Below are 24,602 nucleotides of genomic sequence, written 5' to 3'. Positions count from 1 at the left end.
TGTGCAGGCCAATCAGGCCCGGTCACGCTCCAGCAGTGGCTTGAGGTAGTGTCCGGTGTAGGACTGCTTCATCTTCGCCAGCTCTTCCGGCGTACCGCTGGCGATGATCTGGCCGCCCTTTGAACCACCTTCCGGCCCCAGGTCCACCAGCCAGTCGGCGGTCTTGATCACGTCCAGGTTGTGTTCGATCACCACCACGGTGTTGCCGTGGTCGCGCAGGCGGTGCAGTACATCGAGCAGCTGTTGGATATCGGCAAAGTGCAGGCCCGTGGTCGGTTCGTCGAGGATGTACAGCGTCTTGCCGGTATCGCGCTTGGACAGCTCGCGGGACAGCTTGACCCGCTGCGCTTCACCGCCGGAAAGGGTGGTCGCCGACTGCCCCAGCTTGATATACGACAGGCCGACGTCCATCAACGTTTGCAGCTTGCGCGCCAGCGCCGGCACGGCGTCGAAGAACTCGCGGGCATCCTCGATGGTCATTTCCAGCACCTCGTGGATGTTCTTGCCCTTGTACTTGATTTCCAGGGTTTCGCGGTTGTAGCGCTTGCTCTTGCACACATCGCAAGGCACGTAGATGTCCGGCAGGAAGTGCATCTCCACCTTGATCAGGCCATCGCCCTGGCAAGCCTCGCAACGGCCGCCCTTGACGTTGAACGAGAAGCGGCCCGGACCGTAGCCGCGTGAGCGCGATTCCGGCACGCCGGAAAAAAGCTCGCGAATCGGGGTGAAGATGCCGGTGTAGGTCGCCGGGTTGGAGCGCGGCGTACGGCCGATCGGGCTCTGGTCGATATCCACCACCTTGTCCAGGTGCTGGAGGCCATCCATGTTGCTGTGCGGCGCCGCTTCAAGGCTGCTCGCGCCGTTGAGCGCGGTGGCGGCAAGCGGGTAGAGCGTGTTGTTGATCAGCGTCGACTTGCCCGAGCCCGAGACCCCTGTCACGCACGTCAGCAAACCGATTGGGATTTCCAGGTCGACGTTTTGCAGGTTGTTGCCGCGGGCGCCCTTGAGCTTGAGAGACAACTTCTTGTTGCGCGGTGTTCGCTTGGCTGGCACGACGATCTTCTTGCGACCCGACAGGTACTTACCGGTCAGCGAGTCAGGATGCGCCATGACTTCCTGCGGCGTGCCTTCGGCGACGATCTGGCCGCCATGCACGCCGGCACCGGGGCCGATGTCGACGACATAATCGGCCAGGCGAATGGCGTCTTCATCGTGCTCGACCACGATCACCGTGTTGCCGAGATCGCGCAGGTGGTTGAGGGTGGCGAGCAAGCGGTCGTTGTCGCGTTGATGAAGACCGATGGACGGTTCATCGAGGATATACATCACGCCCACCAGCCCGGCGCCGATCTGGCTGGCCAGGCGGATACGCTGCGCTTCGCCGCCTGACAGGGTGTCGGCACTGCGGTCCAGGGTGAGGTAATCCAGGCCAACGTTGACCAGGAACTGCAGGCGTTCGCAGATTTCCTTGAGAATCTTTGACGCGATCTCACCACGGCGCCCTGTCAGGGTCAGCTCGCCAAAGTAGTTGCTGGCTTCGCCGATGGGCAGGTTAGTCACGGCCGGCAGGGTCTTTTCGCCAACCCATACATGGCGCGCTTCACGGCGCAGGCGTGTGCCACGGCAGTCGGGACATGGCTGGGTGCCGAGGAACTTGGCCAGCTCTTCACGCACAGTGGCCGACTCGGTCTCGCGGTACCGCCGCTCCAGGTTCGGCACGATGCCCTCGAACGGGTGCGAGCGCTTGACGATGTCGCCACGGTCGTTGAGGTACTTGAAGTCGACGCTCTGCTTGCCGCTGCCCTGCAGGATCACCTTCTGGTGCTCGGCCGACAGCTCGCCGAACGGTTCCTCCAGGCTGAAGCCGTAGTGCGCGGCCAGCGAACCGAGCATCTGGAAGTAATAGACGTTGCGCCGGTCCCAGCCGCGGATCGCGCCCTCGGCCAGGGTCAGCTCGACGTTGACCAGGCGCTTGGTGTCGAAGAACTGCTTCACCCCCAGGCCATCACAGGTCGGGCAGGCGCCGGCCGGGTTGTTGAAGGAGAACAGCTTGGGCTCCAGCTCGCTGATCGCATGACCACAGACCGGGCAGGCGAAGCGGGCGGAGAAGATCGTTTCTTCGCCTTCTTCGTCATCCATCGGCGCCACCAGAGCGATGCCATCGGCCAGCTTGAGCGCGGTCTCGAACGACTCAGCCAAGCGCTGCTGCAGGTCGGCGCGGACCTTGAAGCGGTCCACCACCACATCGATGCTGTGCTTTTTCTGCTTGTCCAGCTTGGGCAGTTCGTCGAGCTCGTAGAGCTTGCCATTGACCCGCGCACGGACGAAGCCTTGGGCGCGCAGCTCATCGAACACCGCCAGGTGCTCGCCTTTGCGCTCGCGAACAACCGGGGCCAGCAGCATCAGCTTGCTGCCCTCCGGGCGCTCCAGCACCAGGTCGACCATCTGGCTGATCGTCTGCGCTTCCAGCGGAATGTCGTGGTCCGGGCAGCGCGGGGTGCCGACACGGGCATACAGCAGGCGCAGGTAGTCGTAGATCTCGGTGATGGTGCCGACCGTGGAGCGCGGGTTGTGCGAAGTCGACTTCTGCTCGATGGAAATGGCCGGCGACAAGCCTTCGATGGTGTCGACGTCGGGCTTTTCCATCATCGACAGGAACTGCCGGGCATAGGCCGACAGCGATTCCACATAGCGGCGCTGACCTTCGGCGTACAAGGTGTCGAACGCCAGGGACGACTTGCCGGAGCCGGACAAGCCGGTGATCACGATCAGCTTGTCCCGCGGCAGGGTCAGGTCGATGTTCTTCAGGTTGTGGGTACGTGCCCCACGAATCAGGATCTTGTCCACTGCGGCCTCGCTCGGCGGGCATAAACAAGGAAGTATACGGCGCGCTGCCAGTACGCGGCAAAGCGTCGCGTAGATGCCGTCAAGCTGTCGGACTGATAGAATCGCCGCCGGTTCACACGAGGTTAATCCATGCACGACACCCACAACGAGCGCATGAGTGGCAGCGAAACCCGCGCCGCTGGCGGCCTGGCCCTGGTCTTTGCCTTTCGTATGCTGGGCATGTTCATGGTCTTGCCGGTGCTGGCCACCTACGGCATGGACCTGGCCGGTGCCACGCCCGCGCTGATTGGCCTGGCCATTGGCGCCTACGGCCTGACCCAGGCCTGCCTGCAGATCCCGTTCGGGATGATTTCCGACCGCATCGGCCGCCGCCCGGTGATTTACCTGGGGCTGGTGATCTTCGCCCTGGGCAGCGTCCTGGCGGCCCAGGCCGACTCGATCTGGGGCGTGATCGCCGGACGTATCCTGCAGGGCGCTGGGGCGATTTCCGCCGCTGTCATGGCGCTGTTGTCCGACCTTACCCGCGAACAGCACCGCACCAAGGCCATGGCTATGATCGGCATGAGCATCGGCCTGTCGTTTGCCGTGGCGATGGTTGTTGGCCCGCTTCTCACAAGTGCCTTCGGCTTGTCAGGATTGTTCCTTGCCACGGCAGGACTTGCCTTGGTCGGCATCCTGCTGATCGCCTTCGTCGTACCTAGTGCCCACAGCACCCTGCAGCACCGCGAGTCAGGCGTGGCGCGCAAGGCACTGGGTCCGACCCTGCGTCATCCGGACCTTCTGCGGCTGGACATCGGTATTTTCGTCCTCCACGCCATCCTCATGGCCAGCTTCGTCGCACTGCCCCTGGCCCTGGTCGAACGCGGTGGCCTGCCCAAGGAAGAGCACTGGTGGGTATACCTCACCGCGCTGTTCATCTCATTTTTTGCAATGGTCCCGTTCATCATCTACGGCGAAAAGAAGCGCAAGATGAAACGCGTGCTGGCCGGCGCGGTCAGTGTCCTGCTGCTGACGGAGATATACTTCTGGGAGTGGGCTGACGGTTTACACGGACTGGTGATTGGCACCGTGGTATTCTTCACCGCATTCAACCTGCTGGAGGCGTCGCTGCCTTCGCTGGTGAGCAAAGTGTCACCTGCGGGTGGCAAGGGCACGGCGATGGGGGTGTACTCCACCAGCCAGTTCCTTGGCGCTGCGCTGGGAGGAATCCTCGGCGGCTGGTTGTTCCAGCACGGTGGGCTGAACACGGTGTTCCTCGGTTGTGCGGTGTTGTGTGCCATATGGCTGGTCGTCGCCTTGCGCATGAATGAGCCGCCGTATGTGACCAGCCTGCGCATGCCGTTGACGCCTGAGGCAGTCCGGGAAGCCGGCCTGACCGAACGCCTGATGGCCGTGCCGGGTGTGACCGACGCCGTTGTGGTGGCAGAAGAAGCCGCCATCTATATCAAACTGGATACGAAAATTTTGGACCGTGCGACCCTCGAGCGTCTGGTGAACCCAGCCTCTTCGGCGTGCGAAGCCTAGGAGAACGTTATGGCCCGTGGGGTTAACAAAGTCATTCTGGTCGGCACCTGTGGCCAGGATCCCGAAGTCCGCTACCTGCCCAACGGTAACGCCGTGACCAACCTGAGCCTGGCTACCAGCGAGCAGTGGACCGACAAGCAGTCGGGCCAGAAGGTCGAGCGTACCGAGTGGCACCGTGTGTCGATGTTCGGCAAGGTCGCCGAAATCGCCGGCGAATACCTGCGCAAGGGTTCGCAGGTGTACATCGAAGGCAAGCTGCAGACCCGCGAGTGGGAAAAAGACGGCATCAAGCGTTACACCACCGAAATCATCGTCGACATGCAGGGCACCATGCAGCTGCTCGGCGGCCGTCCGCAGAATCAGCAGGGTGGCGGCGACCAGTACAACCAGGGTGGTGGTAACAACTACAACCAGGGCGGTGGACAGCAGCAACAGTACAACCAGGCGCCACAGCAACGTCAGCAGGCCCCGCGCCCGCAGCAGCAACAGCGTCCGGCGCCACAGCAGCCTGCACCGCAACCGGCGGCTGACTTTGATAGCTTTGATGACGATATTCCGTTCTGATTCAAACGTCAGGCATCGCGCCTTACAGAAACCCGGAGCAACCGCTCCGGGTTTTTTTATGGCTGTGGAAAAGTAGCTGATAAGTTAGGAGGCGAGTTCGAAGTATCTGAATGAAATATCTCACTTTGCCGTAGGACCTTCCTGATATTGAAATGCTCGAGATCTATCTACTGTCGCAATTGCTTATTATCCATGTTTTCAAAGGAGATGATGATGCAAACTTTGGATGACCGTCTCGCGCGGGAAGTGAAGCTGCAGCCAGGCAGGGAGGGTTACCAGGTTATCGGCTTTTCCAAAGCTTATGAAACCTACTCAGAGGTATGCGCTGATAAGCGTTTCGGGGCCGGATTATTGATAGTTATAGGTCTTGCAATATCTGCTTTGGGCATCGGCATTTGGATATTTGGGCCTTCGACTATTTACTACAATCGCTACAGTGGTATGACCTTCGTACAGCACATGCAGGCTGCTCCTCATCTCGTCATTATGATAGGCACTTTTTGCCTGGCGCTCGCCGGAAGAGTACGAGGTGGAGACCAGCTCAATCGAGAGTTATTTCTGCTTGCGCATTGCAAGATTGTCGATAACGACGGTAATGACGTCAGAGAGCAGGTCGATATACTTCATGTTGAGGGAGACGGCTTCAGTATTTCTTTGAAGGAAGTCATGAGAGCGGGTATTGAATAGGTTTCTTCGAAATTAATTGAACTGGAATGTGAGCTAGCCATTAAAGTTGCTGCCGGCAATTTTCTAAGCTCATAGGTTTACGCCAGAGCATCGCGGTTTGACCAATGCTGGCGCTATTCCGACTACGGCCTGGTTTGAGAAGCTTTTCTCCCTCAGGAATCCATGGCAGAGGCTCTGAATTTTTATGCCAAAGATACGCAGCAGTTCAGACGCCATCCAGCGCCGCCTGTGCAAACTGCGAATCCAGTTCCGGCGTAGCCCCGCTGATGCCGATCCCACCGATATGTTGACCTTGCGCATCCATGATCGGCAGCCCTCCGCCCAGCAAGGTAAAGCCTGGCAGTGACGCATAGGGATTCGCAGGTAGCGCTGCGCTGCGTTCTGCCAGGGCGCTGGACGAGAGCGGAAAGCGGGCGGAGGTGGCGGCCTTGAGCTGTGCGACTTTTATGCTGCCGCTGCTGGCGCCATCCATGCGGTGAAAATGTTTGAGGTTGCCATGGTTGTCGACAATGCTGATGACGATGGCATGGCCCTGAGCGCGGGCCGCGCGCTCGGCGGCTGCAGCCATTGCTCTGGCGGCCTCGGCAGTGATTACAGAGACTGGGGTGGTTTCTAATGGTTGAGCGAATGACGGTGTCGCCAGCACAAGCGAGAACATCATGAGCGTGACACGGCAATAATTCGGATTCATTCGAGCACCATCCCTAGGTAGGTTTTTGCCGAAACCTAGCAAACAAACGGCGCTCTTGGATGTAGTCCGTTTCCGAAATTGATGTGCGGTCTAGATGGCGCAGAAGCCTACCCATCCCGCGCTAATAGAAAAGCCTCGGCTCAGGTGAATCCAGCAGACTGGCCAGTTTGGTCAATGCAAAACTCAGCTCAACGCGGCTCGTTGTCATGAGAGCGATGCGCACACCATGGCTGGCAGGGCTGCGCTCAGGCAAGAACTGACTGCCGCTGACCACCGTCACGCCATTGTTGCGCGCCAGGTTGGCGAACTCGTCGTTGGTCCAGGGTTCGGGAAGCTCCAGCCAGATATGGAAGCTGTAAGGCTGGCTGCGAATCTTGTATTTGCCCAGAATTTCCTTGGCCATCCGCTGACGCGCGGCGGCTTCGTCCTGCTGCACGCGAACGAGCTGATCGGCCATGCCGCTGTTGATCAGGTTGCTGGCTAGCTGAGCCATGAGCGGGGAGGGCATCCAGACACTGCTGCGCACCATCGACGATAAACGCGACAGCGTTTGCGGCGGTGCGTACAGGTAGCCGATGCGCAGTGCCGGGAGCACGCTTTTGGACAGGCTGGTCAGGTACACCGAGCGCTCGGGGGCATAGGCGGCCAGGGGCTGGTAGTCGGGCTCGGGTTCAAGAAACCCGTAGATATCGTCGTCGACGATGAACAGGTCGAACTCGCGGGCAATCTCGGCAATGGCTTCGCGACGCTCGCGGGGCATGATCGAGTTGGTGGGGTTTTGGCATGAATGCGGTGGATGCGCTGTACCGCGATGTGCAGGCAATCCTGCCCGAGGACATCGCCGCCACGGTGGCGTGGATCGCCGAGCAGCCGCCGCATGTGAACATCAATACCCTCGAAATCATGCCGGTCGCACAGAGCAGCGCGGCGTTGAATGTGGCGCGCAACCTGCCGCCGTGCTGACCGGGGTCAATCGCACTTTCGCCATTCTTGACTAGTCTTAACGTTTGGCGGCATCACTTTGCCGCCACCGTGATGACCCGAGGTGCCGGCAATGTCCCGTGCGCCCGAAACCTGATCAGGAGTGCACGATGGACCTCAACCGTCGGCAGTTCTTCAAGGTCGCCGCTGTCGGCCTTGGAGGCTCGAGCCTGGCGGCGTTGGGCATGGCCCCGACGCCGGCGTTCGCCGAGCAGGTGCGCCACTTCAAGCTGGCGCACACCAAAGAAGCCCGAAACACCTGCCCCTACTGTTCGGTCGGCTGTGGCCTGATCCTGTACAGCCAGGGCGATGCGGGCAAGAACGTCAAACAAAGCATCATCCACATCGAAGGCGACGCCGACCACCCGGTCAACCGCGGCACCCTGTGCCCGAAAGGCGCGGGCCTGCTCGACTTTATCCACAGCCCCAGCCGCCTCAAGTACCCCGAAATGCGCAAGGCAGGCAGCAATGAATGGGTGCGAGTGAGCTGGGACGAGGCGCTCGACCGCGTTGCCGACCTGATGAAGCAGGACCGCGACGCCAATTTCATCGAGAGGAATGCCCAGGGGCAGACCGTCAACCGCTGGCTCACCACCGGTTTTCTCGCTGCCTCCGCCGCCTCCAGCGAGGCTGGCTACCTGACCCACAAGGTCGTCCGCGCAACCGGCATGCTGGGGTTCGATAACCAGGCACGTGTCTGACACGGCCCGACGGTGGCAAGTCTTGCCCCGACGTACGGCCGTGGCGCCATGACCAACCACTGGTCAGATATTGCCAACGCGAATCTGGTCCTGGTGATGGGTGGCAACGCAGCAGAAGCGCATCCGTGCGGCTTCAAGTGGGTGACTGAGGCCAAGGCGCACAACAAGGCGCGGCTGATCGTGGTCGACCCGCGGTTTACCCGTACCGCCTCGGTGGCGGATTACTATGCGCCGATTCGTACCGGTACCGACATCGCCTTCATGGGCGGGTTGATCAATTACCTGTTGAGCAATGACAAGATCCAGCACGAGTACGTGCGCAACTACACCGACGTGTCGTTCATCGTCAAAGAGAGCTATGGCTTCGAGGATGGGCTGTTCAGCGGCTACGACGAGGCCAAGCGCGTCTACGCGGATAAATCCGGCTGGGGCTACGAGCTGGGCGAGGACGGCTTCGCCACGGTCGACCCGACCCTGCAGCACCCACGTTGCGTCTACCAGCTGATGAAGCAGCACTACAGCCGCTACACCCCGGAACTGGCGAGCATGACCTGTGGCATGCCGCAGGACGCCATGCTGAAGATCTGGGAAGAGATCGCCACCTGCTCGGCACCGGGCAAGACCATGACGATTCTTTATGCGCTGGGGTGGACGCAGCATTCGATCGGCGCGCAGATCATCCGCAGTGCGGCCATGGTCCAGCTGCTGCTGGGCAACGTCGGCATGCCCGGTGGCGGGGTCAATGCGCTTCGCGGGCACTCCAACATCCAGGGCCTGACCGACCTCGGCTTGCTGTCCAACTCGCTGCCGGGCTACCTGACCCTGGCCGGTGATGCCGAGCAGGACTACGCCACCTACATCGACAAACGCGCCTCCAAACCGCTGCGCCCGGGGCAATTGTCGTACTGGCAGAACTACGGCAAGTTCCACGTCAGCTTGATGAAGTCCTGGTTCGGGGCCAATGCCACGGCGGAGAACAATTGGGGCTACGACTGGCTGCCCAAGCTCGATGTGCCGGCCTATGACGTGCTGCGCATGTTCGAGATGATGGGGCAGGGCAAGGTCAACGGCTACATGTGCCAAGGCTTCAACCCGATTGCCGCGCTGCCGGACAAGAACCGCGTCACCGCAGCACTGGCCAAGCTCAAGTGGTTGGTGATCATGGACCCGCTGGCCACTGAAACCTCGGAGTTCTGGCGCAACGCAGGTCCCTTCAACGACGTCGACACGGCCAATATCCAGACCGAAGTGATCCGCCTGCCCACCACCTGCTTCGCCGAGGAAGATGGCTCGCTGGTCAATAGCAGCCGCTGGCTGCAGTGGCACTGGAAGGGCGCCGATGGGCCGGGCGAAACGCGTACCGATGTGCAGATCATGAGCGAGCTGTTCATCCGCCTGCGCGAGCGCTACAGCAAGGAAGGCGGCGCCTATCCGGACGCGATGATGAACATCGACTGGCCGTACAAGATCCCGGAAGAGCCTTCACCGGAAGAGCTGGCCAAGGAGATGAACGGCCGGGCCGTGACCGACGTCACCGACCCGACCGGGGCGCTGCTCAAGGCCGGCCAGCAGCTTTCGGGCTTCGGCCAGCTCAAGGACGACGGCAGCACTGCGTCCGGGTGCTGGATCTTCGCCGGCTGCTGGACCGAGCAGGGCAACCAGATGGCGCGTCGCGACAACAGTGACCCGTTCGGCATGCACCAGGTGCAGAACTGGGCCTGGGCCTGGCCGGCCAACCGGCGCATCCTCTACAACCGCGCCTCCAGCGACCCGCAGGGCAAGCCCTGGGACCCGGAGAAAAAGCGCCTGGTTTGGTGGAACGGCAAAGCCTGGACCGGCACCGACGTACCGGACTTCAAGACCGACTCGCCACCGGAAGCGGGGATGAACCCGTTCATCATGAACCCCGAGGGCGTGGCGCGGTTCTTCGCCATCGACAAGATGGCCGAAGGCCCGTTCCCCGAGCACTACGAGCCGTTCGAGACGCCCATCGGCATCAACCCACTGCATCCGCAGAACAAGAAGGCCACCAGCAACCCGGCCGGGCGGATCTTCGATTCGGTGTGGGACACCTTGGGCAAGCACGACGAGTTCCCCTACGCGGCGACCACCTACCGGCTCACCGAGCACTTCCACTTCTGGAGCAAGCATTGCCGGCTCAACGCCATCGCCCAGCCCGAGCAGTTCGTCGAGATCGGCGAGGTGCTGGCCAACGAAAAGGGCATCAAGGCAGGCGACCGGGTGCGGGTGTCGAGCAAGCGCGGGCATATCGATGCGGTGGCGGTGGTGACCAAGCGGATTCGCCCGCTGCAGGTCAACAACCAGACCGTGCACCAGATCGGCATCCCGTTGCACTGGGGCTTCACCGGCGCTACACGACACGGCTACCTGACCAACACCCTGGTGCCGTTCCTCGGTGACGGCAACACGCAGACGCCGGAGTCCAAGTCGTTCCTCGTCAAAGTGGAGAAACTCTGATGGCCAGCCAAGACATCATCGCCCGCTCGGCCACCACCACGGTTCCGCCCTCGGTACGCCAGCTGGAGGAAGTCGCCAAGCTGATCGACACCACCAAGTGCATCGGCTGCAAGGCCTGCCAGGTGGCGTGTTCGGAGTGGAACGAACTGCGTGACGAGGTCGGCCACAACCACGGCACCTACGACAACCCCCAGGACCTCACGGCCGAGACCTGGACCCTGATGCGCTTCACCGAGCACGAGCGCGACGACGGCAACCTGGAGTGGCTGATCCGCAAGGACGGCTGCATGCACTGCGCCGACCCCGGTTGCCTGAAGGCCTGCCCAAGCCCGGGGGCGATCATCAAGCACGCCAACGGCATCGTCGATTTCAACCAGGACCACTGCATCGGCTGCGGCTACTGCATCACCGGTTGCCCGTTCAACATCCCGCGCATCTCGCAGAAGGACCACAAGGCGTACAAGTGCACGCTGTGTTCCGACCGCGTGAGCGTGGGCCTGGAGCCGGCCTGTGTGAAAACCTGCCCGACCGGGGCGATCGTGTTCGGCAGCAAGGATGAGATGAAGGTGCATGCCGCCGAGCGTATTGTCGACCTCAAGTCGCGCGGCTACGACAACGCCGGGTTGTACGACCCGGACGGCGTCGGCGGCACCCATGTGATGTACGTGCTGCACCATGCCGACACGCCCAGGCTTTACGCCGGCTTGCCGGACCAACCAGTGATCAGCCCGCTGGTGGGCTTGTGGAAGGGCTTCACCAAGCCGCTGGCGCTGCTGGCCATGGGCGCGGCGGTGCTGGCCGGGTTCTTCCATTATGTGCGGGTCGGCCCGCAGCGGGTCGAGGAAGACGAGCATCCAACGTCAGCCGATGACAGCGTGCATCAGGTCGACCCGGCCGTGCATGTCTACGATCCGAAGCAGCCCGGTGGGCAAGGGGAGCAGCGGCCATGAACGACAACAAACCCATCCTGCGCTACAACGCCAACGAGCGGACTAACCACTGGATCGTCGCCATCCTGTTCTTCATGGCCGGGTTGTCCGGGCTGGAGCTGTTCCACCCGTCGCTGTTCTGGCTCAGCCACCTGTTCGGCGGCGGGCCGTGGACACGCATCCTGCACCCGTTCATGGGCGTGGCGATGTTCGTGTTCTTCCTGTTCCTGGTCATCCGGTTCTGGCGCGCCAACTTCATCACCGCCAACGACCGCCTGTGGCTGCGCCGCATCGATCGGGTGATGGTCAACCGCGAAGACGGCGTGCCGCCAATCGGCAAGTACAACGCCGGGCAGAAGCTGCTGTTCTGGACGCTGCTGCTGTGCATGCTGGTATTGTTGCTCAGCGGCGTGGTGATCTGGCGGGCGTACTTCAGCCACTTCTTCGACATCGGCTCGATTCGCCTGGCGTCGCTTGCCCACGCGCTTGCGGGCTTCGTGCTGATCCTCAGCATCATCGTGCACATCTACGCCGGCATCTGGATCAAGGGTTCGATCGGGGCGATGCTGCATGGTTGGGTCAGCCGCGCCTGGGCGCGCAAGCACCATGAACTGTGGTACCGCGAAGTGACCGGCGACAAGACACCGAGCAATCACGGACGTAAAGAAGGATAAGCGCTTGAGCACGATACTCGAACCCGGGCAGATCGAAGCGTCGGCGGTGATGCCGCCGTTTCTGCACTTGCCGCCCGCCAACTTGTTCGAACTGCGCGCCCTGCGCCTGGGGCAGTTGGCCGAAGGGCATGCGCTGGGTGACTACCTGCGGCTGATTGCCCGACTGTGCCGAATTCAGCAGCAGCTTGTGGATAACCCTCCTGAGGGTTTGCCTGTGGCAGAGGAACGTCAGCGCCTGTGTATAAGTCATGGGTTGCCGCCGCTTGCGGCTGACAGTCTGGTGCGTGAAGGGCCATGGCTGGTGTGGTTGCAAATGTTGATTGAGCGTTTTGCCGTTGAGACTGAAGGGCCGCTGGCTGTTGCTTTGCAAGACTTGCGAAACAGCGACGAAATCCAACGCAAGGGGTGGGGCATCGCGTTGCTCGCCGGCCAGTACGACGCGGTGCCTGCTGCACTTGTTCCATTCCTCGGCGCAGCGCTGCAAGCGGCCTGGTCCAGCTGGCTGCTGGCGCTGCCGTCACCCGAACTCAAGCCCTCAGGCAGCCTGGCCCAGTGCCCGGCCTGCGGCTCGCCGGCCATGGCCGGGGTGGTGCGTAACCGGGGCAAGCACAACGGCCTGCGTTACTTGGCTTGTTCCTTGTGCGCCTGCGAATGGCATGTGGTGAGGGTCAAGTGCGTGTATTGCGAGTCGAGCAAGGATTTGCGCTACACCAGCCTGGAGGATGACCGCCATGCGCCGGGCAAGGCGCCGCTGCGCGCGGAGTGCTGTCCGGGGTGCAACGCGTACCTGAAGCAGAACTACCAGGAGAACGATGCGGCGGCCGAGCCGTTGGCGGATGACCTGGCCAGCCTGGCGTTGGATATGCGTTTGGACGAGGAGGGCTTTGATCGCCTGGCGCCTAACTTGATGCTGGCGCCGGGGAGTGGGTGAGTGTCTACACTTCAGTACCGAGTCGCCCTCATCGCGGATGAATCCGCTCCTACAGGTACTGCGCAAGCCTCAAATGCAGCGCGGACCCTGTGGGAGCGGGTTCACCCGCGACGAGGCCAGTACAGACAACGGATTAGCCAAGGTAGTACTGCATGTCCTCCAGCCTCGCCAGCGAAACCCCACGCCTGCCCTCGATCGACACCCTCCTGCGCCACCCGGCCTGCCTTCCGCTGATCGACCGTCACGGCCGCGACGCCGTGCTCGCCACCCTGCGCCAACTGCTCGACGACCTGCGCGAACCCACGCGCCTGGGCCAACTCAGCGCCGCCGAACTGGCCGCCGAGGTACTGCTCGGCCGCTGCGGCGAGCGCCTGGCCATTCAGCAGCGCAGCCAGGTCCGTCGCGTGTTCAACCTCACCGGCACCGTGCTGCACACCAACCTCGGCCGCGCGCTGTTGCCGGAAGAAGCCGTCGAAGCCATGCAGACCGCCGCCCGCTACCCGCTCAACCTGGAATTCGACCTGGCCACCGGCAAGCGCGGCGACCGTGACGATCTGATCGAAGGCCTGATCCTTGAGCTGACCGGCGCCGAAGCCGTAACCGTGGTCAACAACAACGCCGCGGCCGTGCTGCTGGCGCTCAACAGCCTGGGCGCGCGCAAGGAAGGCATCATCTCCCGGGGCGAGCTTATCGAAATCGGCGGTGCCTTCCGCATCCCCGATATCATGGCGCGGGCCGGAGTAAAACTGCACGAGATCGGCACCACGAACCGCACACACGCCCGGGATTACGAAGCCGCCATCGGCCCTCGCACCGGTTTGTTGATGCGCGTGCATTGCAGCAATTACAGCATCCAGGGCTTCACCACCCAGGTATCCACCGCCGAGCTGGCGCGCATCGCCCATCTACATGAACTGCCGCTGCTCGAAGACCTCGGCAGCGGCAGCCTGCTTGACCTGACGCGCTGGGGCTTGCCCGCCGAGCCGACCGTGCGCCAGGCCCTGGCCGATGGCGCCGATATCGTCACCTTCAGCGGCGACAAGCTGCTAGGCGGCCCGCAGGCGGGGATCATCGTCGGGCGCAAGGAACTGATCGCCAAGATCAAGAGGAACCCGCTCAAACGTGCCTTGCGCGTGGACAAGATCACCCTTGCCGCACTCGAAGCCGTGCTGGCGCTGTACCGCAACCCGGACCGCCTGGCCGAGCGCCTGCCCAGCCTGCGCCTGTTGACCCGCAGCCAGGCCGAGATCCAGGCCCAGGCCGAGCGCCTGGCACCCGCGCTCAAAGCTCGTCTGGATGCGCAATGGACCGTCAGCGTGGAGCCGGCACTGGGCATGATCGGCAGTGGCAGCCAGCCGGTGGCGCGGCTGCCGAGCGCCGCTTTGTGCTTACGCCCGCAGGTGTCGAAAAAGCTGCGCGGGCGCAGCCTGCATGTGCTGGAGCGCGCCTTGCGTGAGCTACCGGTGCCGGTGCTCGGCCGCATCGACGACGACGCGCTGTGGCTCGACCTGCGCCAGCTGGACGACGAAGCCCAGTGGCTGGCGCAACTGCCCGCCCTGCGACTGGGGCCGGTGCAGTGATCGTTGGTACCGCCGGCCACATCGACCACGGCAAGACTGCATTGCTCCAGGCCCTGACCGGGCAGGCCGGCGACCATCGCCAGGAGGAACGCGAGCGCGGCATGACCATCGACCTCGGCTATCGCTATGCCGCCCTGGCTGAGGGCGCGCCCCTGACGGGCTTCATCGACGTACCTGGGCACGAGCGCTTCATCCACAACATGCTGGCGGGGGCCCATGGCATTGACCTGGTGTTGTTGGTGGTGGCGGCGGACGACGGCGTCATGCCGCAGACCCGTGAACATCTGGCGATCATCGAGTTGCTGGGCATTCCCCAGGCGCTGGTGGCGATCAGCAAGTGCGACCGGGTAGCGCCTGCGCGGGTCGCCGAGGTGCAATTGCAAGTGGCTGAACTGTTGGCGCCAGGGCCCTATGCCGGCGCGCAACAGTTGCCCTTGTCGAGTGTGACCGGCGAAGGTATCGACGCCTTGCGCCAAGCACTGCTTGCGGCCGCCGCTCGCGTGCGGCAGCGCAGCGTGCAAGGCGGTTTTCGCCTGGCGGTCGACCGCGCGTTCGCCGTGACCGGTGCCGGTGTGGTGGTCACCGGCACCGCGTTGGCCGGTCGGGTCAGTGCCGGCGACACGCTGTTGCTGGGCAAGGCGGGTAAGCCGGTGCGGGTGCGTGGCCTGCATGCGCAGAACCAGGCCGCGCTGGTGGCGGAGGCGGGGCAGCGAGTGGCGCTGAACATCGCCGCCGAACGCCTGGCGGTGGAGCAGGTGCACCGTGGCGACTGGCTGGTGCCTGAGTGGCTGCATTCGCCCAGCGTACGGGTCGATATCGAACTGCAGTTGCTGCCGGGAGATAGCCGGCCCTTCGAGCATTTCAGCGCCGTGCATGTGCACCTGGGCACCCAGGATGTCACCGCCCGCGTCGCGCTGCTCGAAGGCGAGCGCCTGCTGGCAGGCCAGCGCATGTTTGCCCAGTTGCTGCTCAACGCGCCGCTGCAAGCCGTGCACGGCGACCGCCTGGTGCTGCGCGACCAGCGTGCCCAGCGCACACTCGGCGGTGGCATGGTGCTCGACCCGTTCGCGCCGAGCCGTCAGCGCCGCAGTGAGGCGCGCCTGCGCCAACTGCAGGTGCTGCGTGATGCCGAAGGTCTGGAGGACGCTTTGGCGGCATTGCTCGACACCGCGCCAGGCGGTCTTGACCCTCAACGCCTGGAACGCCAATTCAACCGCTTGCGTGAAACCTGGCAGTTATCTGCCGACGTGCTGGTTGTAACCACAAAGCAGGGCCAGTTGCTGTTCGCCAACACCCAGTGGCAAGCCCTTAAACAACAGTTACTGGAGCAACTGGCGCTATTCCACGAGCAGGAGCCTGATCAACTTGGCCCAGACCGCGATCGCCTACGGCGCTTCGCGGCGTTGCCAGTCGAACGCCCAGCATTCGTCAGCCTGCTGGATGAAATGCTCGGTGAAGGCAGTATCGCCAGCAGCGGTCCGTGGCTGCACCTGCCGGATCACAAGGTTCAGTTGAGCGAAGCCGACAGCGCTTTATGGGCGCGTCTGCAACCCAGGCTACTGGAAGGACAGTTCGACCCGCCGTGGGTCAGGACGCTGGCCAGCGATGAAAAATGCACCGAAGCAGAGGTGCGGCTGTTACTGCGCAAGCTGGCCAGGCTAGGGTTGGTGCATCAGGTGGTCCGTGACCTGTTCTATCCACAGACGACCCTGCAGCGCATGGCAGAGCTGTTGCTTGGGCAATCCCGTGAAACGTCGATAGTGCAGGTGGCCGCGTTTCGCGATATGTTGGGCATCGGTCGCAAGCGCAGTGTGCAGGTTCTCGAATACTTCGACCGCATCGGCCTGACCCGCAGGGTCGCCGATCAGCGTCATATCCGCGCCGACAGCGCGCTGGCCCAGCAACAGGCCAGTCCCTGAGTTCAAGGAAGGCAATCGCGCCCGGTGGCGCGGCCGGGCTTCAAACCCGGTTGGGGACGGCAGCCGTTCCCGGGCAGGTTCGACTCCCGCTGCCTTCCGCCATTTACGCTTTCAAGCGCGCTCGCCGCACAGGTCCAGAGCGAACCACTGCTCTGCAGCATCGACATCCAACCCGGCACCCAGCAGCGCAAACATCTTGCCCAGTGCCGCCTCACGGGTCATGCCACCGCCACTGACCAGCCCGGCAGCGCGCAGTCGGTTACCCGCCGCATAGGTGTCGAACACCACCGAACCCTCTGGGCACTGGCTGATGGCAACCAGCAGCACCCCGCGCTGGCGCGCCGCGCGCAGTACGTCGAGCAAGGCTTGATCGTCCGACGGCCCGGTCCCACTGCCATAGCATTCCAGCAGCAGCCCTTGCACGCCAGTGTCGAGCAGCGCGCGCAGGTGCTCGGCCTGCAAACCGGGAAATACCGGCATAACCGCGAGGTTGACTGGCTGGCGCTGTTGGCCATAACCCAAGGCAGCAGGCAGCTCGCCCGCACGCTCGCCTTCGCGGTGGCGCGGCAATGCGGCAAACGCATCGAAGGCTTCACTGCGCAGCTTCGACGCGCGGCAGCCCGGCAGCAACTGGCCGTGGAAGTACAGCTGCACGCCATTTTCCAGGCCCTGCTCGAACTGGCGCAGGGCACCGCAGAGGTTGTCCCAGGCATCGCTGCCCGGTGCGCCTGCCGGCAACATCGAGCCGGTCAGCAACACCGGCACCGGCAAGCCAAGCAGCAGGAACGCCAGCGCCGAGGCACTGTAGGCCAGCGAGTCGGTGCCGTGCAGCACCAGCACGCCGTCATGCCCACCAAGTTCCACCGCCGCGACGATGGCATCGCGCATGGCCAGCCAGTTGTGCTGCTGCATGTTGGCGCTGTCGAGCAGCGGGTTGAGTTCCTGCAGCGTCCAATGTACCTGGGGCGCATCGCTCAGCTGGGCGAAGTGTTCGCGCATGCGCGCGTCGAAACCACCGGCCGGCGCCAGGCCTTCGGTAGTTTGGAGCATGCCGATGGTGCCCCCGGTGTAGAGGACGAGAAGATTCTTGACTGCACGCATGGAAAGCATCCGTAGCGGTGAGCGGAGGGTATGCAGCCGCCCACGGACGGGGCGGCTGGGCAGGGCAGGATATCAGCGCTGCGGCTGGGCTTGGCCGACGCTATTGTCAGCGGCCGTTTCAGCCTGCGGATTGGCAGGCCAGGCATTGCGGTCTAGGTCCAGGTCGGCGAACTTGGCCGAGTCGAACACCGGCTGCTTGATGCCCGCCTTGCGCTGCTCGTCGTAGTCGCGCATCACCCGCAGGCCGACCTTGAACAGCAGGGCCAGGGCGATCAGGTTGACGAAGGCCAGGCAGGTCATGGTGATGTCGGCGAATGCGAACACCGTTGTCAGATCCTGCATCGAGCCCCACACCACCAGCGCCAGCACCAGGCCACGGAACAGCATCAGCACGGTACGGTTGCGGGTGAGGAACTGCAGGCTGTTTTCGCCCAGATAGTAGTTGTAGAGGATGCAGGTGAAGACGAACAGCGACAGCGCGACGCTGACGAACAGGCGGCCCCAGTCACCGACCACGGCGGCCAGCGAGTTCTGGGTCAGGACGATGCCGTCACCCTCGAAGCCTGGGGTGTAGAAGCCCGACAGCAGGATCAGCAGCGCGGTGCAGGTGCAGATCACGAAGGTGTCGAGGAACACGCTGAAGGCCTGAACCACGCCTTGCGCGCCCGGGTGCTTCACGGCCGCAACGGCGGCGACGTTGGGCGCACTGCCCAGGCCCGCTTCGTTGGCGAACACGCCACGCTTCACGCCCATGACGATGGCGCTGCCGAGCAGGCCGCCGAACGCTGGGTCAAGGCCGAAGGCGCTCTTGAAGATGGTTTCCAGCATGGCCGGCACATGTTCGATCTGGGTGCCGATCACGTACAGGGTCACGCCGATGTAGGCCAGGGTCTTGACCGGTACCAGCAGGTCCGACACGGCGGCGATGCGCTTGATGCCGCCGATGAAGGTGATGGCCAGCAGCACGGCCAGGACGATACCGGTGTGGCTCGGGTCGAAGGCGAAGGCGTTCTGCAGCGAGTGGGTCACGGTGTACGACTGCAGGCCGATGAAGGCGAAGCCGTAGGTGACCAGCAGCAGGATCGAGAACACGATGGCCATGCTTTTGCGCTTCAGGCCATGCAGGATGTAGTAGGCCGGGCCGCCACGGTACAGGCCGTCGCCATCGGCGCGCTTGTAGACCTGGGCCAGGGTGCACTCGAAGAAGCTGCTGGACATGCCCACCAGCGCAGTGACCCACATCCAGAACACCGCGCCTGGGCCGCCCAGGGTCACGGCGATGCCGACACCGGCGATGTTACCGGCGCCGACGCGGCCGGCGAGGCTCAGCATCAGGGCCTGGAAGGAGCTCAGCTGGCCTGCCTGGCCACGCAGCGATTCCTTGAACACACCGAACATGTGGCCAAAGTGGCGGAACTGGACGAAGCGCGAGCGAATGGTGAAGTAACCGCCGAGACCGACGATCAACACGATGAGGAGCTTCCCCGAGAGGAAATCGTTGAGTACTTCGAGCATTGGAAAATGACCTCGATTCTTATTCTTCGTGTGAAAAGACCAGCGGACGGCAGGCGCACCGCTATCGTTGGGGCGCATGGTTGGCCATGACAAGAGTGGTTACAATTTCGCGGGTTGCTCTGACTTGATGCGACTTGATGCTACACTGGCGCCATTCGCGTCATCCTGGATCCTGACCATGAGCGATCATTTCGCTACCAATCTCAAACTGGCCTGCAGCCACTACCGCTCTATCTCCGAAGTTTGCCGCCAGCTGTCGATCAACCGCGCGCAGTTCAACAAGTACCTGAGTGGGCAGAGCCGTCCGACGGCTTACAACCTCAAGCGCATCGGTGATTTCTTCGGTGTCGAGGATTACGAACTGAATGTGCCGCCCGAACAGTTCGCCCGCCTGATCGGCGCCCGGGTGTCGGCAGTGAGCGACCAGCCCAGCGACCCGATCAGCGAACTGTTCCGTCCGTTGCAGGAGCACGCCGGCAACCTGTCACGCTATTGCGGCTACTACTTCGAGTACTCCAATTGCATGTCGGTACCGGGCAGCATCCTGGTATCGCTGGTGCACCTGCGCGAAGAGCGTGGCCGCTTCCTCTTCGAGCGCCAGGAGCGGCAAGAACGCTCCAGCGCCACCGACCAGCATGCCGAAGTGCGTTGCCGCTACCTGGGCGCGGCGTTCCAGTTGCAGGACCGGGTGTTTCTCATCGACTACGAGTCGCTGACCCTGAACGAGATGAGCCAGACCATCCTCATCCCCAGCTTCAAAAGTCGCATCACCCGCTTGAACGGCCTGAAGACCGGCGTTTCCAGCGGCGACCGGCGCAACCCGGCCTGCACCCGCGTGGTATGGGAGTACCTGGGGGAAGAGATCAACCGCATCAATGCCTACCGCCAGGTGAAGTTGTATCGGCCGGATGACCCACGGATCGATGACGATGTGCGCGAGCGGTTGAGTGTGGGGCCGATCAGTAACGGCTTGTTCGAGATCGAGTAGGTCTTTACCGGGTGGGGCGCCACATGGCACCCGCCGGCCCCCCACCCATGTTGGACTTCCCCGCCCGGAAACCGCAAAATGGCCTCTTTCCTCAATCAACCTGTTCGGATCTGCTGACTCTATGCGTATGCGCCTGATGCTGTTGGGTGGTGGCAATGCCCTCGGGCAAGCGCTGATTCGTCTCGGGGCCGAGGAGGACATCGCATTCCTGGCGCCGCGCCCGCCGGAAGATGGCTGGGCACCGGCCAGCCTGACCCAGTTGCTCGATGATCATCGCCCCGATGCCCTGGTCAACCTGGCTTACTACTTCGACTGGTTCCAGGCCGAGTCGGTCAGCGAACAGCGCCTGGCGCTGCAGGAACGGGCGGTGGAGCGGCTGGCAGAGTTGTGCCAGCACCATCAGATCACCCTGGTGCAGCCGTCCAGCTACCGGGTGTTCGATGGCTCGCGGGCCACGGCCTACAGCGAAAAGGACGAGCCGGTGCCGTTGGGACTGCGTGGTCAGGCCTTGTGGCGCATCGAGCAGAGCGTGCGCGCGGCTTGCCCGCAGCATGTGTTGTTGCGCTTCGGCTGGTTGCTGGACGAGAGCATCGACGGTGCCTTGGGCCGCTTCCTGACCCGCGCCGAGCAACCGCAGGAGCTGCTGCTGGCCGATGACCGCCGGGGCAACCCGACGCCGGTCGACGATGCCGCCCGGGTCATCCTCTCGGTGCTCAAGCAGCTCGACTGCAGCGCGCCGTTGTGGGGCACCTACCACTACGCGGGCAACGAGGCGACCACGCCGCTGGCGCTGGGCCAGGCGATCCTCACCGAGGCCGGGCAGCATCGCCAGCTGGCGGTGCAGGCGCCGACCGCGCAGGCGCATGCCGCCCGGCCGGATGCCAGCGAAGAGCCGCAGAATGCGGTGCTGGCCTGTAAGAAAATCCTTCATACCTTCGGCATCAAGCCGCGTGCCTGGCGCGCTGGTTTGCCGCCACTACTGGACCGATTCTACCGCCATGGCTGATGCCCCCATCCTGATCACCGGCGGCGCCGGCTTCATTGGCTCCCACCTGTGCGATGCGTTGCTGGCCAAAGGCTACGCGGTACGTGTGCTCGATGATCTCTCCACTGGCAAGCGCGACAACCTGCAACTGGGAAATCCGCGCCTGGAACTGATCGAAGGTGATGTGGCTGATGCCGCATTGGTCCAGCGTGCTGCGGCTGGCTGCAGCGCCGTGGTTCACCTGGCCGCTGTCGCCTCGGTACAGGCTTCGGTCGAAGACCCGGTAAAGACCCATCAGAGCAATTTCATCGGCACCCTCAATGTCTGCGAGGCCATGCGCGTGCACGGTGTGCGCCGCGTGCTGTTCGCCTCCAGCGCAGCGGTTTATGGCAACAACGGCGAAGGCCAGTCGATTGCCGAAGATACGCCCAAGGCGCCGTTGACCCCCTACGCGGTGGACAAGCTGGCCAGCGAGCAGTATTTGGACTTCTACCGCCGCCAGCATGGCCTGGAGCCGGTGGTGTTCCGCTTCTTCAACATCTTTGGCCCACGCCAGGACCCTTCCTCGCCGTACTCCGGGGTGATCAGCATCTTCAGCGAGCGGGCGACTCAAGGCTTGCCGATCACGGTGTTCGGCGATGGCGAGCAGACCCGGGATTTCCTCTATGTAGGCGACCTGGTGCAGGTGATGGTGCAGGCGCTGGAGCAGCCGCAGGTAGAAGAGGGGGCGGTGAATATCGGCCTGAACCAGGCGACTTCGTTGAATCAGCTGCTCAAGGCGCTGGAAACGGTGGTTGGGAGCTTGCCGGCGATCAGCTACGATGAAGCGCGTTCGGGTGATATTCGTCACTCGCGGGCAGATAATCAGCGGTTGCTGGCGCGGTTCGAATTTCCGGAGCCGACATCGATGGTCGAAGGCCTGGCTCGCCTGCTCGGCAAGGCCTGAGAACGAAGCCCCCCTGTGGGAGCGGCTTTAGCCGCGAATCAAGCGACGCGATGGTTGGCACCAGCTTCGCCGTTGTTCGCGGCTGAAGCCGCTCCCACAAAGCTTTCAGCGCTTCCGGACGCAGTCTTCAGGCCCTAACACACGCCCATCCTGGGCAAGCACCCGAAGCGTCTCGACCGGCTGCCCCTTGGCACTGTCCAGCAACGCCGAGCGCGTTTCCCCCGCCGCGAACAAAAACCGCTCCCCCCACTGTCGCAGCCCCACCACGATCGGAAACACCGACCGCCCTTTGTCGGTCAGCACATATTCCTTGTAGGCACTGCCATCTGACGCCGGCTGCAGCTGCAGCAAGCCGCTTTCCACCAATAACTTCAGCCGTGACGCGAGGATGTTCTTCGCCAATCCCAGGTTCTTCTGGAATTCACTGAAGCGTCGCAAGCCATCGAAGGCATCGCGCAGGATCATCAACGCCCAGCGGTCACCCAGTACCTCCAGCGCCCGTGCTACGGGACATTGCGCATTCACTTCATCGAGCATCGGGCCTAACCTGCTGTGCTTATCTGGTTGCAGATTAAAACCACATTTGCTAAATAGCCAGTAAGTGGTTTTGATTTGAAACCAGGTTTGCAGGAGCTGACCCGATGAACTCGCCGACACGCTGGATAACCCTTTTGCTCGCCGCCACCTGCGCCATGGCCGTGGCCACGGTGTACTTCGCCCAACCGCTGCTGGAGTCGATCGCGGCGGACCTTGGCGTTGCTCAAGCGCGTATCGGCTGGGTAGTCGGTGCAACCCAGGCGGGCTATGCCTTGGGGCTGATTCTGATCGTGCCGCTGGGTGATCTGTTCGACCGCAAGCACCTGGTGCTCGGCCAACTGCTGGTCGCGGCGTTGGCGCTGGTCGCCGCCGGGATGGCGCAGGACTGGGCCGTATTGCTGGCAGCCCTCGCGCTGGTCGGGTTGATGGCGGTGATGGTGCAAGTGATGGTGGCGCATGCCGCGACCCTTGCCTCACCCGCCGAGCAGGGCCAGGCCGTAGGCACGGTGACCAGCGGTGTGGTGCTGGGCATTCTGCTGGCGCGCCTGGTGTCGGGTGCGCTCGCTGATGTGGCCGGCTGGCGTAGCGTCTACTTCGTGGCGGCGGGGGGCCTGCTGTTGATGGCGCTGGCGCTATGCTACTGCCTGCCGGCAGGCCGCCGCCCGGTGCATCGCTCGGGTTATGTGGCACTGATCAAGTCACTGTTCAGCCTCTATCGAGACGACCGCCTGCTGCGTCGGCGAGGGCTGTTCGGCTTGCTGATTTTCGGGGCCTTCAGCGTACTGTGGAGCAGCATGGTCTTGCCCCTGGGCAGCGCCCCTCTGGGGCTGAGCCATACCGAAATCGGCCTTTTCGGCCTGGCCGGCATTGCCGGCACATTGGCAGCTGCGCGTGCCGGCCGGTGGGCCGATCAAGGGTCGGGCGAACGCACCACGGGTCTGGCGCTGGCACTGTTGACGCTGTCCTGGCTGCCCACGGCCTTGGTCGGGCAATCGTTGATCGCGTTCACGCTCGGCGTGCTGATGCTGGATTTTGCCGTGCAGGCGGTGCACGTCACCAACCAGAGCCTGCTGTTGGCCGGTCGCGCAGCGATGGCCAGCCGATTGATCGGCGCCTACATGTGCTGCTATTCGATTGGCAGTGGCCTGGGTGCGGTAGTGGCGAGTTGGGTGTACGCCCGCTGGGGCTGGCACGCGGTGTGCGCGTTGGGGATGGCGATCAGCGCGGTAGCGCTGGGTTACTGGCTGTGGCTGCAAACAGAAAGGGCGGCCTCGGCCGCCCTTCACTGCAATGATCAGAACTTGTAGCCAAGGCCGACCATGTACACCCACGGGTCGACTTCCACATTGACCTTGGTCTTGCTGTAGCCGAGTGCGCTCGGGCCATCGACGCTGGCCTTGGTGTCGATATCGACGTACCAGACCGAGGCGTTGACCAGCAGGTTGTCGGTGAGCATGTAGTCCATGCCCAGCTGGCCGGCAATGCCCACCGAGTCCTGCAGCTTGAGGTTGCTGAAGCCCTGTTGCTTGCGCTCGCTGCTCAGGTCTTCATCGAAGAACAGCGTGTAGTTGATGCCGATGCCAGCGTAGGGCTGGAAGCGCGAGTTCGGCTCCATCGGGTAGTACTGCAGCGACAGGGTCGGTGGCAGTTGCTTGATGTCGGCCAGCTTGCCATCCAGGCCGCCGCCCAGGCCCTTGACGCCGACGGTGTGCTGGAACGGCGTGGCGGCCAGCAGCTCGACGCCGATGTGGTCGGTGAGCATGTAGGCGAAGGTCAGGCCCAGTTGGGTGTCGCTGTCCAGGGTCGCCTTGGTGCCCGACACCTTGTTGCCGTCGAACTTCAGATCGCCGCTGCTTTCGTTCGGGGCGGTGGTGATGGCGCCTGCGCGCAGGATCATGTCCCCCGCCTGATAGGCGTGGGCGGCAGGGGCGACGAGCGCAAGGGCCACAAGCGAGGCACCGAGCAAGGACTTGTTCATGGAAGCTCCCAAAGGACGTTATTAATCGAGTAGTCCAATGGTACGG

The 24,602-nt window shown here is 63.2% G+C and carries 19 protein-coding genes, 1 tRNA gene and 2 pseudogenes; 15 read left to right on the top strand and 7 right to left on the bottom strand.

Annotation, left to right across the window (positions count from 1 at the left end):
- Positions 1-12: 12 nt before the first annotated feature.
- Positions 13-2,847 carry an excinuclease ABC subunit UvrA gene (gene uvrA / locus ACIQUF_RS22895; RefSeq protein WP_400798884.1) on the bottom strand — a complete coding sequence of 945 codons (2,835 nt, stop codon included), beginning with the start codon at positions 2,845-2,847 and terminating at the stop codon, positions 13-15.
- 129 nt (positions 2,848-2,976) lie between these two features.
- Here uvrA and ACIQUF_RS22890 point away from each other — a divergent pair, with 129 nt between their 5' ends.
- The 3 genes from ACIQUF_RS22890 to ACIQUF_RS22880 all read left to right on the top strand — a co-directional run bounded on the left by ACIQUF_RS22890 (position 2,977) and on the right by ACIQUF_RS22880 (position 5,622).
- Positions 2,977-4,371, top strand: a complete 1,395-nt coding sequence (locus tag ACIQUF_RS22890) for an MFS transporter (RefSeq protein ID WP_403135772.1) — start codon at positions 2,977-2,979, stop codon at positions 4,369-4,371.
- A gap of 9 nt (positions 4,372-4,380) precedes the next feature.
- On the top strand, positions 4,381-4,935 hold the full coding sequence (locus ACIQUF_RS22885) for a single-stranded DNA-binding protein (RefSeq protein ID WP_403135770.1): 555 nt from the start codon (positions 4,381-4,383) through the stop codon (positions 4,933-4,935).
- 213 nt (positions 4,936-5,148) lie between these two features.
- Positions 5,149-5,622: a hypothetical protein gene (locus ACIQUF_RS22880; RefSeq protein ID WP_403135768.1), complete on the top strand. Its 474-nt coding sequence runs from the start codon at positions 5,149-5,151 to the stop codon at positions 5,620-5,622.
- A 205-nt stretch (positions 5,623-5,827) separates the two neighbouring features.
- Here ACIQUF_RS22880 and ACIQUF_RS22875 read toward each other — a convergent pair whose 3' ends face one another.
- Together ACIQUF_RS22875 and ACIQUF_RS22870 are read right to left on the bottom strand one after the other, a co-directional pair.
- Positions 5,828-6,313, bottom strand: coding sequence for a heme-binding protein (locus tag ACIQUF_RS22875; protein WP_403135766.1), 486 nt, complete (start codon positions 6,311-6,313; stop codon positions 5,828-5,830).
- A 121-nt stretch (positions 6,314-6,434) separates the two neighbouring features.
- A pseudogene (locus ACIQUF_RS22870) lies at positions 6,435-7,094 on the bottom strand (aminotransferase class I/II-fold pyridoxal phosphate-dependent enzyme); the annotation flags it as partial.
- 2 nt (positions 7,095-7,096) lie between these two features.
- Between ACIQUF_RS22870 and ACIQUF_RS22865 the strand changes: the two are divergent.
- The 8 genes and pseudogenes from ACIQUF_RS22865 to ACIQUF_RS22830 all read left to right on the top strand — a co-directional run.
- A pseudogene (locus tag ACIQUF_RS22865) lies at positions 7,097-7,276 on the top strand (NADP-dependent 3-hydroxy acid dehydrogenase); the annotation flags it as partial.
- A gap of 128 nt (positions 7,277-7,404) precedes the next feature.
- A complete protein-coding gene (fdnG, locus tag ACIQUF_RS22860; protein ID WP_403135764.1) occupies positions 7,405-10,473 on the top strand; it encodes a formate dehydrogenase-N subunit alpha in 3,069 nt (1,022 codons plus the stop codon).
- On the top strand, positions 10,473-11,423 hold the full coding sequence (gene fdxH / locus ACIQUF_RS22855; protein WP_403135762.1) for a formate dehydrogenase subunit beta: 951 nt from the start codon (positions 10,473-10,475) through the stop codon (positions 11,421-11,423). The genes fdnG and fdxH overlap by 1 nt, the downstream gene beginning before the upstream one ends.
- Complete coding sequence (locus ACIQUF_RS22850) at positions 11,420-12,076, top strand: formate dehydrogenase subunit gamma (protein WP_403135761.1); 657 nt, start codon at positions 11,420-11,422, stop codon at positions 12,074-12,076. Before fdxH ends, ACIQUF_RS22850 begins: the two co-directional genes overlap by 4 nt.
- 4 nt (positions 12,077-12,080) lie before the next feature.
- On the top strand, positions 12,081-13,007 hold the full coding sequence (gene fdhE, locus ACIQUF_RS22845) for a formate dehydrogenase accessory protein FdhE (protein WP_403135759.1): 927 nt from the start codon (positions 12,081-12,083) through the stop codon (positions 13,005-13,007).
- 152 nt (positions 13,008-13,159) lie between these two features.
- Positions 13,160-14,587 (top strand): L-seryl-tRNA(Sec) selenium transferase, encoded by a 1,428-nt coding sequence (selA, locus tag ACIQUF_RS22840; protein ID WP_403135757.1) that lies wholly within the window; start codon positions 13,160-13,162, stop codon positions 14,585-14,587.
- The gene (gene selB, locus ACIQUF_RS22835) at positions 14,584-16,506 is read left to right on the top strand and encodes a selenocysteine-specific translation elongation factor (protein WP_403135755.1); all 1,923 of its coding nucleotides are present in this window, start codon (positions 14,584-14,586) and stop codon (positions 16,504-16,506) included. Before selA ends, selB begins: the two co-directional genes overlap by 4 nt.
- A gap of 6 nt (positions 16,507-16,512) precedes the next feature.
- Positions 16,513-16,608, top strand: a tRNA-Sec gene (locus tag ACIQUF_RS22830).
- Positions 16,609-16,617: 9 nt separating this feature from the next.
- Here ACIQUF_RS22830 and ACIQUF_RS22825 read toward each other — a convergent pair.
- On the bottom strand, positions 16,618-17,607 hold the full coding sequence (locus ACIQUF_RS22825) for an asparaginase (protein ID WP_403135752.1): 990 nt from the start codon (positions 17,605-17,607) through the stop codon (positions 16,618-16,620).
- 72 nt (positions 17,608-17,679) lie between these two features.
- Positions 17,680-19,122: an alanine/glycine:cation symporter family protein gene (locus ACIQUF_RS22820; RefSeq protein WP_403135748.1), complete on the bottom strand. Its 1,443-nt coding sequence runs from the start codon at positions 19,120-19,122 to the stop codon at positions 17,680-17,682.
- 178 nt (positions 19,123-19,300) lie between these two features.
- Between ACIQUF_RS22820 and ACIQUF_RS22815 the strand changes: the two genes are divergently transcribed.
- The 3 genes from ACIQUF_RS22815 to ACIQUF_RS22805 all read left to right on the top strand — a co-directional run bounded on the left by ACIQUF_RS22815 (position 19,301) and on the right by ACIQUF_RS22805 (position 22,041).
- The gene (locus tag ACIQUF_RS22815; RefSeq protein WP_403135744.1) at positions 19,301-20,110 is read left to right on the top strand and encodes a helix-turn-helix domain-containing protein; all 810 of its coding nucleotides are present in this window, start codon (positions 19,301-19,303) and stop codon (positions 20,108-20,110) included.
- A 121-nt stretch (positions 20,111-20,231) separates the two neighbouring features.
- Complete coding sequence (locus ACIQUF_RS22810; protein WP_400798830.1) at positions 20,232-21,116, top strand: sugar nucleotide-binding protein; 885 nt, start codon at positions 20,232-20,234, stop codon at positions 21,114-21,116.
- Complete coding sequence (locus ACIQUF_RS22805; protein WP_403135743.1) at positions 21,109-22,041, top strand: NAD-dependent epimerase/dehydratase family protein; 933 nt, start codon at positions 21,109-21,111, stop codon at positions 22,039-22,041. Before ACIQUF_RS22810 ends, ACIQUF_RS22805 begins: the two co-directional genes overlap by 8 nt.
- A 105-nt stretch (positions 22,042-22,146) precedes the next feature.
- Here ACIQUF_RS22805 and ACIQUF_RS22800 read toward each other — a convergent pair whose 3' ends face one another.
- Complete coding sequence (locus ACIQUF_RS22800; RefSeq protein ID WP_403135741.1) at positions 22,147-22,578, bottom strand: winged helix-turn-helix transcriptional regulator; 432 nt, start codon at positions 22,576-22,578, stop codon at positions 22,147-22,149.
- A 104-nt stretch (positions 22,579-22,682) separates the two neighbouring features.
- Here ACIQUF_RS22800 and ACIQUF_RS22795 point away from each other — a divergent pair, with 104 nt between their 5' ends.
- A complete protein-coding gene (locus ACIQUF_RS22795; RefSeq protein WP_403135740.1) occupies positions 22,683-23,885 on the top strand; it encodes an MFS transporter in 1,203 nt (400 codons plus the stop codon).
- Here the strand turns inward: ACIQUF_RS22795 and ACIQUF_RS22790 are convergent.
- Entirely contained in the window at positions 23,873-24,556 is a 684-nt protein-coding gene (locus ACIQUF_RS22790) for an OmpW family protein (protein WP_403135737.1), read from the bottom strand. The two genes, ACIQUF_RS22795 and ACIQUF_RS22790, sit on opposite strands and share 13 nt — an antisense overlap.
- Between the last annotated feature and the right edge of the window lie 46 nt (positions 24,557-24,602).

It is taken from the genome of Pseudomonas sp. NPDC090233 (assembly GCF_044772285.1).
GTDB lineage: Bacteria > Pseudomonadota > Gammaproteobacteria > Pseudomonadales > Pseudomonadaceae > Aquipseudomonas.
The sequence above is the reverse complement of the archived record's forward strand: the minus strand, read 5'-3'. Positions and strand labels throughout refer to the sequence as shown.